The sequence below is a fragment of the Vibrio profundum genome, from assembly GCF_050337555.1.
GTDB classification, from domain to species: Bacteria; Pseudomonadota; Gammaproteobacteria; order Enterobacterales; family Vibrionaceae; genus Vibrio; species Vibrio profundum.
On the sequence record NZ_JAKJTA010000012.1, the window covers coordinates 147,379 to 162,639 of the forward strand.

Below are 15,261 nucleotides of genomic sequence, written 5' to 3' on the forward strand. Positions count from 1 at the left end.
CATAGAGATGAGTGGGCTTTCATGGCGATTACATAAGGAGGGGTATGATGAGTAGCTGCGACGCTGTTGCCAAAGTGGCGAGTCTTGCCAATATTTCCGATCACTATATTAATGCTTGGGGTACAGAGACTAAAGTCTCGGATACCACAATATTTAAGTTACTAAACGCAATGGGGTATGACACCAGTTCTCCAGATGCGCTGTTACACTCAGCGGACAAGCACCATTCTAAGGATGTTCTAGAATCGGTGCTGGTGTTTTCGCAAGGCACGAAAATTAGCGTGCCCTTAGCTCTTCAATCTTCGGCGCGCTCAAGCGACTTTAGCTGGAGGATGACAACCGAACAAGGGCAAGTGCTTGAAGGTTATTTGCAATCGCAGGTTGTCTCTGATCGGCGTGATGAAGGAAAGGGTTTAGAGTTTTTGATTCCGGGCGATCTTCCGCTGGGCTATCACACACTCGAGCTTTTTCGTAAGAGACGAAAATCCCCTTATGTGGCGTCTATCATTGTGACGCCACAGGCTTGCTATAAACAGCCCTCATTGAATGACGGTTTGAAAATGTGGGGGCCAAGTATTCAGCTTTATAGTTTGCGCTCTCAGCACAACTGGGGCATGGGGGATTTTGGTGACCTCAAACAATTGGTTTCTGAAGTGGCGGCAAGAGGCGGAGACTTTGTTGGCCTTAACCCCATTCATGCCTTGTTCCCTGCCCACCCTGAGGCTGCCAGTCCATACAGCCCTTCATCGCGTCGATGGCTCAATGTGTTGTACATCGATGTTTGCTCTGTGGCTGAGTTTTCGCTAAGTAAAGCTGCCCAACAGTTAGTGGGAAGCAGTGAATTCCAGCATAGATTGCAAATGGCGAGAGAGTCGCATTGGGTGAATTATACCGATGTAGCTCGCATGAAATTAACCGTGTTGCCATTTTTGTATCAGGAATTTAAGCAGCGCCACTTGGCTGTCAACTCAGATCGAGCTCAATCGTTTCTCACTTTTGTGAAAGACGGTGGAGAAAGTTTGCTCCAGCAGGCCACCTTTGATGCTTTGCATGTGCAGTTGAACGCCAATAACGACAATGTATGGGGATGGCCTGTATTTCCTGATCGGTACCAAAATTTTAACAGCAAAGCGGTGCAACGCTTTGCTAAGAAAAATAACGACGACATCCAATTTTATATGTATTTGCAATGGATAGCGGACAGCCAAATTAAAGACGTTCAGTCTTTAGCTACAGCCAAAGGCATGCACATTGGCCTTTATCGCGATTTAGCTGTTGGGGTTGCAGAATCAGGGGTGGAGGCATGGGCTGACAGTGGAAGTTTGGTGCAAGGCGTGAGCACAGGCGCGCCACCGGATATTCTTGGTCCGCTGGGGCAGAGTTGGGGGTTACCCCCATTTCATCCTCAACGACTGCGCGAGACAGCCTACCAAGCGTTTATTGATCTGCTGCGAGCGAATATGAGCCACTGCGGCACACTGAGAATTGATCATATCTTGGGTTTGATGCGATTGTGGTGGGTACCGAAAGAAGAGCCTGCAACAGAAGGGGCTTATGTTCATTACCCTGTCGAAGATATGCTATCTATCTTGGCGCTAGAGTCTCACCGCCAGAAGTGCAGTGTGATCGGTGAAGACTTAGGCACGGTGCCAGACAAGATGCGAGAGAAGCTGCACAAGGCAGGCGTCTATTCCTACAAGGTATTCTTTTTTGAGCGCTCTCAACAAGACGGCGGTTACCTCTCTCCTGCTCATTACGCGCAACAATCTATGTCCGCTTTGTGCACACATGATATGCCGACTCTGCGTGGCTTTTGGCATTGCGAAGATTTAAAAATGGGTCAAGAGTTGGGGTTGTACCCTGACGAAGAGCAATTGCAGCAATTGTTCGATGACAGGTTGGTGTGTAAACAAAACATTCTAGACTCGATTCGCTGGCATGGTCTCTTGCCCGAAAGTGTTGGTAAACAAGCAAACTTGGTGCCGATGGATAGGAATCTATGTGAAGCGCTCCAGCTACATCTTGGTTTAGGTGCATCTGCATTGCAAAGTGTCCAGTTAGAAGATTGGCTTGAAATGGATAAGCCAGTCAATATCCCCGGCACCGTTTCGGAATACCCGAATTGGCGACGAAAATTGTCGGTCGGTTTAGAAGAAATGTTTGCCAATGAATATATTAACCGATTGTCGGAGCGGTTATCCGAAGTTCGTATTAAAGCCAGCACAGTCGATACTGGGCTGCTTAACGCTTAACGCTTAACGCTTAACGCTTAACGCTAGCGTTAAAGTCCGCTTTATGTCACATTTTGTTGCATAAAGCCTCATTTAAGAGTAATAAAAAGGAAGGAATAGTTTGGAAAGTTTGGTTAGGGAGAAAACAACTTTGAAAACTTTAGTAAAAGACAACAGCGCACAGACGTATAACCAACTTTCGCGAGCCGCATTTTCTGACCCATTTTCGTTTTTAGGGCCATACGTTGCAGATGAGCGTTATGCGCTACGAGTTTGGTTACCTGATGCTTGCACAGTGACATTACTGCTAGACGGTAAGCCAAGTGGTGAGTTGCAAAGGGAAGGGGAGTCTGGCTTTGTTCTTCTGGGAAAGAAAGATTTAAGTCATAAGCATTACCAATTATTGGTGAATTGGGGAGACTCGGAGCAGATCATCGATGACCCTTACCAGTATCACGGGATCTATGCAGAATACGATGATTTGCATACGCCAAAGCAAATGTATCAGCATATGGGTGCTCAGTTCGTCACTCAAGATAAAGATGGGCAGCAAATTTCCGGCGTCCGATTCTTGCTCTACGCGCCGAACGCGAGTGCGTGTAGTTTAGTCGGAGATTTCAACCGCTGGGATGGCCGTAGGCACCCGATGCAGCGCTTAGACTATGGTATTTGGGGTCTATTTATTCCGGGTCTAGCGGAAGGCGCACAATACAAATTCGAACTCAAAGGGCCAAATGGCGAAGGGCTCCCTCACAAAGCAGACCCGTGGGGTTTTTGTGCTGAGCAGCATCCTTCGTTTTCCTCCGTGGTTTATGATCATCAAGGCTACAAGTGGTCAGACAATGATTGGCAGCAACGGCCAGTTACCGATAAGCGTAAGGAAGCGTTGTCTTTCTACGAGCTGCATGCGGGATCTTGGCGTCGAGATGAGGACGGTAATTTTCTAAATTATCGAGCGCTTGCCGAACAGTTAATTCCTTATTTGACTGATCTAGGATACAGCCATGTTGAGCTGATGCCCGTTTCTGAATATCCATTTTACGGCTCTTGGGGCTACCAGCCCGTGGGCTTATTTGCGCCAACCAGTCGCTTTGGCACACCCGATGATTTTAAGTATTTTGTCGATAAGTGTCACCAAGCTGGTATTGGAGTCGTGCTTGATTGGGTGCCTGCTCATTTCCCATCGGATGATCATGGGCTGGCAAACTTTGATGGTACGCCATTGTTCCATGATCCCGATCCCCGCCGCGGCTGGCATCAAGACTGGAGCTCTTACATTTATGATTTAGGTCGTGAGCACGTGCGCCGCTTCCTAGTGTCAAACGCTTTATATTGGTTTGAGCACTTCCATATTGATGGCATACGAGTGGATGCGGTCGCATCGATGCTTTATCTCGACTACTCGCGCAGCCATGACCAGTGGGTACCGAATGTTGATGGTGGTAATGAAAATTACGACGCTATTGCAACCTTGAAGTGGATGAATGAAGAGGTCTATAAGTATTTTCCGAATGCCATGACGATTGCCGAGGAATCGACAGCGTTTCCTGGCGTGTCTCAGCCAACGTATCTGGGCGGATTAGGTTTTGGCTTTAAGTGGAATATGGGGTGGATGCACGATAGCTTGTCTTACATTCAAGAAGATCCTATTCATCGAAAATATCATCACAATACCATTACCTTCCCTCTGATTTATGCGCACAGCGAGAATTATGTTCTGTCGTTGTCGCATGATGAAGTGGTATACGGGAAGCGCTCAATCCACAATAAAATGCCAGGCGATGAATGGCAGCAGACTGCGAACTTGCGCGCCTACATGGGATACATGTTTGGTCAACCGGGTAAAAAGCTTAATTTTATGGGCGCTGAGTTTGGCCAAACAGGTGAGTGGGATCATGACAGCCAGCTACAATGGTTCTTACTCGAATTCGAGCGCCATCAAGGTGTGTTAGCGCTTACTCGCGATTTAAACAAGCTGTACCAAAGAGAAGGTGCCTTACATGAGCTAGATTGTGATCACTCAGGATTCGAATGGCGACTGCAGAATGCAGAAGAGTCGAGCATACTTGCGCATGAGCGCATCAGTGAGCAAGGCGAAAGGGTACTGGTGGTGAGTAACTTTACTCCAGTGCCACATCAGAATTTCCGTTTAGGGGTGCCATTGGCTGGTGATTATGAACTGTTGCTCAGCACTGACGATCAGAAATACTCTGGTAGTCACTACCATACTCAGTCTATGGTTCACACTGAGCAAATAGAAAGCGAATCACTTGCTCAGTCACTGTGTTTGAGTGTGCCACCTTTATCAACGCTGTTCTATAAATTGAAAAAATAGACAATTACTGCTGAGATCTAAGTTTTGTTGTGAGTAATGGCCCGCTTTTATAAAGCGGGTCATTTTTTTGCCTATAACTTTGAAGCCAAACCCGTTCCTTATTCATTTGAGAAAAGCTCAAAGTGATTATTGCACTCAAATCATATGAGTCTTCTACACTATAGCTAGCGGCGTGACTCCAAATTAACAATGAGAGTGGACCTATGGTAGGAGGAAGGGTGATGGTATTTTGGCGCTGCTTTTTCATTGGTAGAATTATGCAGGCGAACGGGATTTTAAACGGAGAAACGCTGGAGCGTGAATGAGGGATGCAAATTACCTTTGGTTGCATTATTGGGATGATTGCTTTGAACCGAATCGATGTGCCTTTATTTTAGTCAGTATCTAAGATGATGATAAAACTTCCACCCCCATGGTCATTGGTTCTGATTGGCTTGATATTGAACATATTTGCGATCTTACTTTCAAGCATCGTATTGGATAGCCTAAGTGGAACCATTGCAGAGCTAGAAGAAAAAAAACAAGAAAATCAGTATTCTATCCAGCTATCTTGGAATAGTGTGGAAACATTAGAAAGGAAGCGAGAAGCATTACTTCAGCATATTCATTTACACGGCTATATTAAAGCCCCTAACCCTTTGAATCAGATGCTTGCTGAACAATTACAAGGCTGGGTAAATCAACCTGTGCCGCAAGTTCACCCCGATAACCTTGCCATCATTACTCAACTTATCGATCAGTCTCAACAGGTTCAGCGTGACACGATTGATAACTACTTTTTAGAAAATCTATCTCTGAATGATCAGGTGATGGCATTGAATAAAGACATTGCACTCTATAAAAATATCGCATTGTTTTTACAAGTGTTTGGCTTGGCACTTATTTTAGCTAAAGATTTGGCACGGAAGGCTTAATAATGGTGTTCTACCAACCTATTGGGCTTGACAGTAACTAAAGCAAATCAAACCAAAGCAAGCTAATAACCACCTATTAAATAGTTTATTGTTTAAATCATCACCACCTACGATATGGGTAACACTTTTCTGCCCACTTATCATCACTATTGTTATAAATATGTAAAATGACGCAACTGAAGTTGAATATGGAAATTATGTGAATGAGCGAACGTCAACACTCTCCTTTAGCGCCGACGGGACTTTTTAGTCGAAATAACCTGATTATTATGGCGGATATTATTTTATTTATCGCCATGTACTTTTGGTTACCCTTTGATCCTAAAGTGGTATTAGGCCTTAGCATGTTAGTCTTTATTGCGGTGTTGTGGCTTACTGAAGCGCTGCACGTGACGATAACGGCCATTTTAGTCCCAGTCATGGCGGTGCTACTGGGTGTATTTAATACTCAAACAGCGCTCAATAATTTTTCTAACGCAATTATTTTTTTGTTTCTAGGTGGTTTTTCTTTGGCCGCTGCAATGCACCGTCAAGGTTTGGATAAAGTGGTGGCGAATAAAGTATTGTCGCTTGCTCGTGGCCGTATGAGCGTTGCGGTGTATTTACTTTTTTTGGTGACAGCTGGCTTGTCTATGTGGATCAGCAACACGGCCACTACAGCGATGATGCTGCCTTTAGCATTAGGCGTACTGAGCAAATTGAACTCTGAGAGTGGCCATAAAACCTATGTATTCGTGTTACTTGGTATTGCCTACAGTGCCAGTATCGGTGGAATTGCGACAGTGGTCGGGAGCCCGCCAAATGCAATTGCGGCTGCGGAAGTGGGGCTCACCTTTGCAGATTGGATGAAATTTGGTGTGCCAACTGCTGTTATATTGTTGCCTATTATGATTGCGGTTCTGACGTGGGTGATTAAGCCCGATTTAAAAGGGAATTTTGAGCTAGACCATGAGCCCATTATATGGAATCGAGGCAAAGTGATTACGTTGACAATTTTCTTGCTGACTGTTTCGTTGTGGATTTTTAGTAAGCCAATCAATGCATTCATTGGTGGCTATGCCAAATTCGATACCATTATTGCTCTTGCCGCCGTGATTATGGTGGCTGTTACTAAAGTGGTGCACTGGAAAGACATTGAGAAAACGGCAGATTGGGGGGTACTACTCTTGTTTGGTGGGGGTATCTGTCTTAGTAACGTATTGAAAGCGACAGGCACCAGTGTTTTTCTCGCTCATGAGCTAACGCAATTGATTTCTAATCTAGGGCTCGTCAGTGTGGTGTTGATTATCGCCACTTTTGTCGTTGTCTTGACTGAGTTTGCCAGTAATACCGCCAGTGCCGCGCTGTTGATACCTATATTTGTTTCGGTTGCTCAAGTATTTGGTTTGTCGCCAGTTGTTGTGTCTGTGCTGATTGCTGTAGCGGCATCTTGTGCATTTATGCTACCTGTTGCCACTCCCCCCAACGCGATCGTTTTTGGTACAGGGTATATTAAACAGACGGAAATGATGAGAGCGGGGATCGTTCTCAATATCGTTTGTATTGGAGCACTAACGGCAATTGTGATGTTGTTGTGGCTATAGTAAACGTAGGGTAGGTTTGTAAATGTAGGAACAGGCAGGGTGGTCCTGCCTGTTCGCGGCTTAGGATTCGCTGTGTGAATTTATTACAAACTCTTTGAATTTCGCTTTAGTTTTAGCGTCCGCTTTGCTATACCAGAAGTGCAACATTTCTTCGGCAGTATTCTTACCTTTTAGCTCTTTCAAATCGCCTTGGCTTAGCGCTCTTTGCGTCAGTGTCAGTGGTGTTACGATAGCCGCGATGCCGCCTTTCGTATTGTAGTTTTGGGCTTCACGTGGGTAATCACGACCGACTTGCATCCCTTCTTTGATGAGTTTATCTTTTTTGATGGACAGCTTGTGACCTGATTCATCCACTAGGTTCCATTGCATGGTGTTAATACTTTTCTGAGCAATGCTAGACGAGCTGTATTTTGGCAATTCAAAATGTAACTTCGCGTCTTTTGCCGTGAATTTCGCAATAATGGCTTCACTTCTTGCGGTTACTGTATCCTTGCCTTGGGTAAAGTGTGGGGTGTATTTGAAAACGATTTGGTTGTCCCCATTAGGAAGCGTAATCGTTCTCTCGGTCGAAAAAAGGCTACCACTGAGATGCGGCTCTTGGCTGTTGGCGGCTAAGAAATCAACGGAATCTGGAACTGTGATGGTGACGCTTGCCATTGTCATGCCACTAAATGCCATCGCCATAATGAATGAGAGAGGTTTGATGAGTTTCATGAATCATATCCTAATAGTCTTTTTAGTTATGCTGAAGACTGCCTAGTGAAGCGGTATTTTGCAATCTTTTCGCTGATAAAATATGACTTTTTATCATGAAGGGCGTGCAGAGCGATTAGGACTCGGTTATTCCTTGTGAGGTATTTTGCCTATTGGCGAAGAAGACAGGCCCAAGATTTAGGTTCTGAATTTGGTCATATGCTGCGCAATACTTTTGCTGAGCGACAAGACTTTTTCCGAGTTCGCCTGATTTTCGGTCGCGCCATTGGAGACATCGGTTGAAACGTCGGAGGCTTCTACTATTGCTTGGCTGATGTCATTAACAGCTATGCTTTGTTCTTCGGTCGCGTGTGAAATTTGCCCGCTACGTTCAGAAATATAGGCAATGAGTTCTTGGACCTCTTTGACGGAGTTCTGTGAGTCGCCCACTTTCGAGGCGGTATTCTCTAACATGCTCGCAATTCGAGTGATCTCACTTTCAACCGACTGAGTGGCGTTATCGAGCGCTTCGATGTTTGCTTGAATTTGATCTGTGGATTGGCTTGTTTTGACCGCTAAGTTACGGACTTCGTCGGCGACTACGGCAAAGCCACGACCCTGCTCACCTGCTCGAGCCGCTTCAATGGCCGCATTGAGGGCTAATAAATTGGTTTGGCCTGATATATCGTTGATCACGTTGAGTACGGTGGTGATTTTTTCTCCTTCCTCGATGAGCTTATGCATTTCATTGTTGACGTTGTTCATTTCTTCACGCATGTTGAAAATTTCTTGTGATGATGACTCAATCGTCGCGTTTACTCCGTCAGCAAGTGTGGTGGCATTACTGGCTTGCTCAGCAGTGTCTGATGCCGTATCGGCAACTACCGCGACGGATTGGGTGAGCTGTTTGGTTGCCGCGGCGACTGTTGTGAGTTGCTCCTTCTGAGAATCCAGTTTTCCTGCATTCTTGCGCGCCATCGCGCCATTTGCGGTAGCCTTGGTTTCTAAGGTCATTGATGCTTGAGTGACATCCACAACGATGACCCGCAGTGATTCGGTAAACTTGTTTATGCTGTCGGTGATGTCGTCGAACTCTCGGTATTTGGCTTTTTTAATTTTATTGGATAAGTCGCCGTCTCCAGATGACAGAGCGTGAATCCGCGTTGTGAGTTGACGTAGCGGTTTGAGCACAGTCAGCGTTAGAGCAAGCACGATAGCAATACAGATGATGATATCTAAGATAAAAAGCTCACCGATGTTATGGCGCAAAGACTTCGCTAATTTTGCATCCAGTGCATGGGTATCGAAGTAAACTTGGACTGTGCCGACATCATTTTTCTCTTCGTACTCGATAAAAACCAAGTTTTTAGTCACCGAATCTTTTTCATTAAACACCATATCTTCCGTGACTTCGATGGCCCCGTCACCTTCTTCCTCGGTGGTTGGTGCATTTGCATCAACATTTTCTTCAGATTCGGCTACCGCTTCAGATTCGCCCGTCTGCTGTGATGGTGGTGCGTGGCGAGCCAAAAACATCACATCAGCACCTTGGTTATCTCGTATGCGAATGGCCGATATTTCAGGTGAGCCGAGTTCTGATGCCACGGTGGAGCGTAGTGTGTCTAAATCGAAGTCCCAAAGTAGGCGAGGGATGCTTTTACTCATTCGTGTCGCAATGTTGGAGACATCCAGTGAAAGCTCTTGGTGTAAGTTACCTTTAAACGTTTCATATTTAATGAAAGCGGATATTAATAATACAACAGTAACCAAAGAGATGACTTGAACCAGAAACACCAACTTTATGCTTTTCAAACTCAGCCCCTTAAAATGAAGAAATGGCTGTATTAAAAAATAGTAATCAGGGACGTATTTAGCAACTTATTGGCCAGAATGCCGCTGTTCTCGCGCGTTTCTAGCGCATTGAAAACGAATATCCTGCTTGGAAAGGCACCTAGGCAGACCGTCACCACCCGACCTGTAATGCAATTTACCGTGAACGGAATTTTGAGATTTACGTCATTTTTCAATAGATAGTCTATTCTTGTGATGAGTAAATAGTCACAGTCCAAGGAATAGGAATAGGAATATGAAACGTCAAAGCAGCGTAGCCATAGCGAGTGTCGTGTTGGCGAGTTGGTCATCTTTTGCTTACGCTGAGCCCGTCAAACTAATGTCCTTGGATTGGACTAGCCAGCAAGTGCTGACAAAGGTATTGGGTAACCTGCTGCAGCAGAAAAATGTTGAGGTGGAATATGTGTTCACCGATGCACGTTCACAGTGGTATAAGCTTGCTCACGATCAAGGCGATGTTCAAGTGGAAGTGTGGGAAGGTTCGATGGCGTCTAAGTATCAGCAGTTACTAGAGTCGGGCCATATTACCGAGGGGACGACCCATAAGGCTAAAACGAGGGAAGACTGGTGGTATCCCGATTACGCAGAAGCCTCATGTCCAGGCTTACCAAATTGGGAAGCGTTAAAAAGCTGCTCTCAAGCGTTCGCTGAAGGTGGGAAGAAGGGTATTTATTTCACAGGACCATGGGAAAAACCAGATCGCGCTAGGATTCGAGCTTTGGGTTTAGACTTTAAAGTCGTACAGCTCAACGATGGTCAAGCAATCAACGAAAAAATTAATCAATATATTGTGGATAAAAAGCCACTGCTGATTTTCAATTGGTCGCCAAATTGGGTAGAAGCCAAATACCAAGGAAAGTTTGTCGAGTTTCCAGCCTATGACAAAAAGTGTGAAGAGAAAGCATCGTGGGGGGTAAATCCGAAATATAAATGGGACTGCGGTAATCCCGTTGGCGGTTGGTTAAAGATTGCTGTATCAAAAACCTTAGCTGAAAAATCGCCTTGTGCGGCGGCAATTATCGATTCGTTTTCGTTGGATAATGGTCAAATAGCGCTTGCCGCAATGCTGGTGGATGATCAACAACTCTCGGTTGATGACGCTGCCACTCGTTGGCTGAAAGAAAACGCCCAATCTCAAGATAAGTGGTTATCTCATGGAGCGTGTAGCTAGCTAAATTGAAGCTAAGAGAAAATCGTCTGTTTTGATGTGCTAGATCATGACTTAGCTCATATTCTTACTCTACGGCGGCACAGACCTTGAGTTTTGGCTCTTATCAGCGCAGAATTGGCGCAAAAATGATTAGGAGTGACCATGGAACTGAATGATATTCGGCGCGAGTACATTAAAGGTGGGTTAAGAAAAAAAGACCTACGTGATGATCCCATCGACCAGTTTCGGTTTTGGCTTCAGCAAGCGATCGATGCCAACTTGATAGACCCAACTGCGATGACGGTGGCAACGGTTGATCCAGAAGGTCAGCCGTATCAACGTATTGTTTTATTGAAAGATATCAATGAGCAGGGTTTTGTTTTCTATACCAACTTAGGTAGCCGAAAATCTTTGCATATTGAGCAAAACAATAAAGTTAGCCTGCACTTTCCTTGGCATCACTTAGAACGTCAAGTGCATATTACAGGTGTCGCTGAAAAGCTATCGACAGTTGAAGCAATGAAGTATTTTGCTTCTCGCCCAAAAGAAAGCCAGATTGCGGCCATCGCAAGTCGCCAAAGTAATCGCATTTCTGCACGTGGCGTATTAGAAGGTAAATTCTTAGAGCTGAAGAAGAAGTTTGAAAAAGGAGAGATTCCAGTACCAAGCTTTTGGGGGGGCTATCGTATCCGACCACTGAGTGTAGAATTTTGGCAAGGCGGTGAACATAGACTGCACGATCGCTTTTTATACTCTCAAGATGAAGCGAATTGGGATATCGAGCGGCTCGCTCCTTAACTCCTTGGCTTTACTTCTTTATTTTGCTGATCTCAACATAAAAACGCCGCTCTAGAATTTTGCTTCTAGAGCGGCGTTTTTGATGCGAATAGCCGCTCCCTAATTTATTTCTCTCACGACACGGAACCCAACGTAGTTGGCTGCCGCTGAAGGTGAGATAAATAAGCGTTGGTAGGCTTCTGCCATAGATGGGGAGAAGTTCCATGCGCCTCCTTTTGCAAGTCCTCGATTGTCGTGAGTCCACTGCCACACATTTCCGACCATATCGTACAACCCGAGTGGGTTAGCGGAGAATGCGCTGACTGGTGATGTGCTTTTATTTGACCAAGGTGTCCCGCCCCAACCCGTATTCGCCTGACCGGGCTGGAACTTATCGCCCCACCAGTAATTACCATGTCCGCCAGCCAAGGCTGCAATTTCCCATTCGTCCTCGCTTGGTAAGCGGTAAGTAAAACCTGTTACCTTACTTAACCAACGCACGTAAGCTTTGGCGTCGTTACGACTGACACAGACGACAGGGGAGTTCGGGTATTGTTTAAACCCAGGGTTACGCCAGTAGCTATTCACGATAGGGGTGACTTGCGAGCCTTTTACTGTGGTGCAGGTATTTTTTAGTTCGGCATCGGTCTGGTAGTTGGTGGTGTTAATGAAACTTTCGAATTGGCGCATAGTTACTGGTGTTGCTCCAATAGCGAAAGCATGATCAAGGTGAACTTGTTGTGAGGCATTCTCGCCAATCAAGTATTCACCGGATAATACGGTGACAACATCAGGCGCTTTCGTCATGCTATTAATGGCATCTGCGAATTCTTTGCCCGCTTCAAGTTTATTTTCTTGTTGGTGTAGCACGGCTCTTAAGTGCTGATCGGAGCGTACTTTCAACTGTCGGTTAAACGAAGTAAACCCGTCTTTACGTACGACCACGCTGTGTTCTCCGACGGGTAACATCACTTCGACAGGGGTGCTCCCATACACCACGCCATCAATGAGTACCTGATCGTTATATTGGTTCGATCGCACGGAAAGGCTCACCCAAGCCACTTCTTGCTGCTGACCGGGTTTCTCATCGTAACTACTTGGCTCAAAACAGTATTTTGCTTCTAAGCTGAGCAATTTACATGAAGTGCTTTCTGCCGGGCGCGCATTTAGGCTGACATCCAATACGGTTCTAAAGCGAGATCCATCATAGAAACCAGATTGCAGCGTTTTGTGGCCGAGCACATGAATATTGAGTGAGACTTTTTCGACGTTCTTTTGCACCAATCGAGACTCAGTTGCTTGAGATACTAGGTTTTTTTGGAATAGTTTGACGGCTTTTTGTAAACCTAGCTCTTTGGTTTGAGCAGTACACTGCGCTATCGTCATACTGGATTGGCAGGCGTTACTAAAGCTAATTTTTTCTTGCCGGGTTTGGTTGAGCTCGTATTTCAGCCTGTCGACTCGAGCGCGTTTTTTATCTTCGTTCAAGCTGTGGATGTTTTGCTCAATTTTAGTGACAGCAGACTGTGCTAAACGGTAGTTGACGGCAGCTTCTTGGGTATTTTGTTCGGCTTCTAATCGGGATTTTTGGTTCTGTTTTACTTTCGACCAAGCGTCCTGATAGCGGCGCTGAGACTGCGCGAGATCGATATCGGGATCATCAATCATTTTTTTATAGTCTTGCTCAAGGCTCAGCTTGGCCTTGGCTAAGGCTTGATCGTATTTTCTTGCGTCGGCGGTTAGAGAGTTAAGCTGCTTCTTTTTTGAACTGAGTATGTCCTTTTTGGCTTTTTGGCCAGCTTGTGCCTGTTCAAGGTCGGTATTCTTATTGAGCAACTCAGCATTTAGAGCGACTACAGACGAACCCGTGGGCTCGCCAGTCGCTGAGGTCGGAGTGGCCATAAGGCAAAAAGTCGTCGCTACGAGTGATGCAGGTAAACCTAGTCGCATGGTCTTTCTATTTCATCCATTTAATAGAGTGATACTCAAATATGTTAGACGCCGTCAGCTGCGTTTACTGGGTCTTAGTTTGACCCAAACTGTGTCTTTACCGCGTACGTAAATTGTGCGGTTATAGGTTTCATAACCTGACTTAGAAACAGTCACTTGATGGCGGCCAGCGGGCAGTACTAACTCAACAGGAGTGCTGCCATAATCTATTCCATTGATAGTCACCGAGTCATTATACTGATCCGATCGCACTGTTACGTTGGCCCAGCTTTTGTCTTTGTGGGAACTGCTTTTTCCCGTTTCCCCTTTTACGCAATATCGGGAGGAAACATCAAGCAACTCACAAGCGGCGATTGCTGCGGGCTTAGCCTGAAGCTGAGCTTGTAGCTGAGTAAAATATTTGTTGTTACCCTCGAAGCCAGCACGCATGATTTGGCTTTCTTGGACATGAATATTGAGTTGAACGCCTTTGACGTTCTGTCTTGCAATAACGGATTCAGTGAGATGTTCCATCAGCTTGGCGCGAAATGATTTGACTGCTTTTTGCTTGGCTAAATGTTTCCCTTGGCTGGCACATTCACCTAATGTCATCGTGGTGGAGCATGTGGTTTTGTAGGTCGTTTCAAGAACTGAACTTTCTCTTAGTTCAGTGTCCATCCTTTTGACTCTTGCTTCGACGCGCTGCTCTTCTAAATTAACAGACTCTGTATTGAGGCGTGCTTGCTTTTGCTTTATTTGCGAAAGTCGCATTTCATTTTCGGTAATAGCTTGTTGGCTTTCTAGTTTATTATTTTGGTTCGCTTTGACTGCCGACCAAGCTTGTTGGTATTTCTTTTGGAAGGAAACCAGATCGGTATCTGGATCTTCAAGGAGCCGGTTGTATTGTTTATCTAGTGCAGACTTGGCACGGTTACGTTTGGCGTTGAGAGCGTCCGCATCGCGTTGTAACTTAGTGAATTCGTTGTTGAGCTGCTGCAGTTTAGCGGATTCTATGTCGTATTCTTTTGCGACCGAGTCGATTTCAGCTTGCTTGGTGCTCAATTTGAGATCGATAGCGGCGACGGGATCGACTTGTTTGGCCTCCTTAGCCAGAGCCGATGTTGACAACCAACATGAACTTAGCGCTATGAGTAGCGCTGGAATGCGACGTTTGATCATAAATCCCTGCATACAATAAACCTGTTAATCGGCATATGTAGAAAACAATTGGCGCGCACTGGATTGTGTGGCGGTAATGTTTTCGCTCCTTTACATCGTTAAATTCACTAAGTCTATGACTTTGAAAATTTTACAATCGTGCATGATCTATTGTGTGCACAATATGGGATTATGCAAGTAGAGAATTTTGAACTGGTTGCATTATCAACACTCGAATACACATTGACCGTAATTAATGTGCACTTGATCATTGTTCCGATGAACTCAACGATCTGTCGCCACGAGATTTTTTCAGACAAAAAAGGTAGCTGAGATGAGGGGTGGCGAGTGATGTTTCTGTTTTAGGCATCTTAGTTTTTATGAGGTATGATGCCAGCCGCGTAGTTCCGATAGAATAATAACAATGAATGACCCACTAAACCTTCAATTTGACGTTAACTGCTTAGAAAAGCAGGAAAACATGGTGCCACCTGCACAGATAGTGACGTTACCTTCTTATATTGAATGTCATGATCATGACTATACCCAAATCGTCATTGGCTTGCATGGCCAAGCGGAATTTGAGGTGTCTGGGGCGGGCAGTTTGGTGGGGCCGGGGCAGGGGTGCATAGTATCATGT

11 protein-coding genes are annotated in these 15,261 nt (G+C 45.4%); 7 read left to right on the plus strand and 4 right to left on the minus strand.

Annotated features, from left to right (window positions below):
• Nucleotides 1-47: 47 nt before the first annotated feature.
• The 4 genes from malQ to L4C34_RS13305 all read left to right on the plus strand — a co-directional run bounded on the left by malQ (nt 48) and on the right by L4C34_RS13305 (nt 7,063).
• Nucleotides 48-2,252 carry a 4-alpha-glucanotransferase gene (gene malQ / locus L4C34_RS13290; protein WP_428789845.1) on the plus strand — a complete coding sequence of 735 codons (2,205 nt, stop codon included), beginning with the start codon at nt 48-50 and terminating at the stop codon, nt 2,250-2,252.
• 130 nt (nt 2,253-2,382) lie between these two features.
• The gene (glgB, locus tag L4C34_RS13295; protein WP_428789830.1) at nt 2,383-4,566 is read left to right on the plus strand and encodes a 1,4-alpha-glucan branching protein GlgB; all 2,184 of its coding nucleotides are present in this window, start codon (nt 2,383-2,385) and stop codon (nt 4,564-4,566) included.
• A gap of 389 nt (nt 4,567-4,955) precedes the next feature.
• On the plus strand, nt 4,956-5,480 hold the full coding sequence (locus L4C34_RS13300; protein WP_428789831.1) for a DNA mismatch repair protein: 525 nt from the start codon (nt 4,956-4,958) through the stop codon (nt 5,478-5,480).
• A gap of 203 nt (nt 5,481-5,683) precedes the next feature.
• Nucleotides 5,684-7,063: an SLC13 family permease gene (locus L4C34_RS13305; RefSeq protein WP_428789832.1), complete on the plus strand. Its 1,380-nt coding sequence runs from the start codon at nt 5,684-5,686 to the stop codon at nt 7,061-7,063.
• Between the two features lie 60 nt (nt 7,064-7,123).
• Here L4C34_RS13305 and L4C34_RS13310 read toward each other — a convergent pair whose 3' ends face one another.
• Both L4C34_RS13310 and L4C34_RS13315 read right to left on the minus strand, forming a co-directional pair.
• On the minus strand, nt 7,124-7,777 hold the full coding sequence (locus tag L4C34_RS13310; RefSeq protein WP_428789833.1) for a DUF2057 family protein: 654 nt from the start codon (nt 7,775-7,777) through the stop codon (nt 7,124-7,126).
• Nucleotides 7,778-7,954: 177 nt separating this feature from the next.
• Entirely contained in the window at nt 7,955-9,568 is a 1,614-nt protein-coding gene (locus L4C34_RS13315) for a methyl-accepting chemotaxis protein (RefSeq protein WP_428789834.1), read from the minus strand.
• 274 nt (nt 9,569-9,842) lie between these two features.
• Here L4C34_RS13315 and L4C34_RS13320 point away from each other — a divergent pair, with 274 nt between their 5' ends.
• Both L4C34_RS13320 and pdxH read left to right on the plus strand, forming a co-directional pair.
• Nucleotides 9,843-10,778 carry an ABC transporter substrate-binding protein gene (locus L4C34_RS13320; RefSeq protein WP_428789835.1) on the plus strand — a complete coding sequence of 312 codons (936 nt, stop codon included), beginning with the start codon at nt 9,843-9,845 and terminating at the stop codon, nt 10,776-10,778.
• A gap of 141 nt (nt 10,779-10,919) precedes the next feature.
• Nucleotides 10,920-11,555 (plus strand): pyridoxamine 5'-phosphate oxidase, encoded by a 636-nt coding sequence (pdxH, locus tag L4C34_RS13325; RefSeq protein ID WP_428789836.1) that lies wholly within the window; start codon nt 10,920-10,922, stop codon nt 11,553-11,555.
• Between the two features lie 99 nt (nt 11,556-11,654).
• Here pdxH and L4C34_RS13330 read toward each other — a convergent pair whose 3' ends face one another.
• Nucleotides 11,655-13,484, minus strand: coding sequence for an SUMF1/EgtB/PvdO family nonheme iron enzyme (locus L4C34_RS13330; RefSeq protein ID WP_428789837.1), 1,830 nt, complete (start codon nt 13,482-13,484; stop codon nt 11,655-11,657).
• Nucleotides 13,485-13,538: 54 nt separating this feature from the next.
• The gene (locus L4C34_RS13335) at nt 13,539-14,642 is read right to left on the minus strand and encodes a PEGA domain-containing protein (protein ID WP_428789838.1); all 1,104 of its coding nucleotides are present in this window, start codon (nt 14,640-14,642) and stop codon (nt 13,539-13,541) included.
• 460 nt (nt 14,643-15,102) lie between these two features.
• Between L4C34_RS13335 and L4C34_RS13340 the strand changes: the two genes are divergently transcribed.
• The coding region (locus L4C34_RS13340; RefSeq protein ID WP_489686363.1) for a cupin domain-containing protein at nt 15,103-15,261 on the plus strand (159 nt) is incomplete at its 3' end.

Excerpts from the sequence above, each read along its gene's own strand:
- pdxH (WP_428789836.1), top strand. The coding sequence starts at position 10,920 with ATGGAACTGAATGATATTCGGCGCGAGTACATTAAAGGTGGGTTAAGA.
- L4C34_RS13320 (WP_428789835.1), top strand. The coding sequence starts at position 9,843 with ATGAAACGTCAAAGCAGCGTAGCCATAGCGAGTGTCGTGTTGGCGAGT.
- L4C34_RS13335 (WP_428789838.1), bottom strand. The coding sequence starts at position 14,642 with ATGATCAAACGTCGCATTCCAGCGCTACTCATAGCGCTAAGTTCATGT.
- L4C34_RS13305 (WP_428789832.1), top strand. The coding sequence starts at position 5,684 with ATGAGCGAACGTCAACACTCTCCTTTAGCGCCGACGGGACTTTTTAGT.
- L4C34_RS13330 (WP_428789837.1), bottom strand. The coding sequence starts at position 13,484 with ATGCGACTAGGTTTACCTGCATCACTCGTAGCGACGACTTTTTGCCTT.
- L4C34_RS13300 (WP_428789831.1), top strand. The coding sequence starts at position 4,956 with ATGATGATAAAACTTCCACCCCCATGGTCATTGGTTCTGATTGGCTTG.
- L4C34_RS13310 (WP_428789833.1), bottom strand. The coding sequence starts at position 7,777 with ATGAAACTCATCAAACCTCTCTCATTCATTATGGCGATGGCATTTAGT.
- malQ (WP_428789845.1), top strand. The coding sequence starts at position 48 with ATGAGTAGCTGCGACGCTGTTGCCAAAGTGGCGAGTCTTGCCAATATT.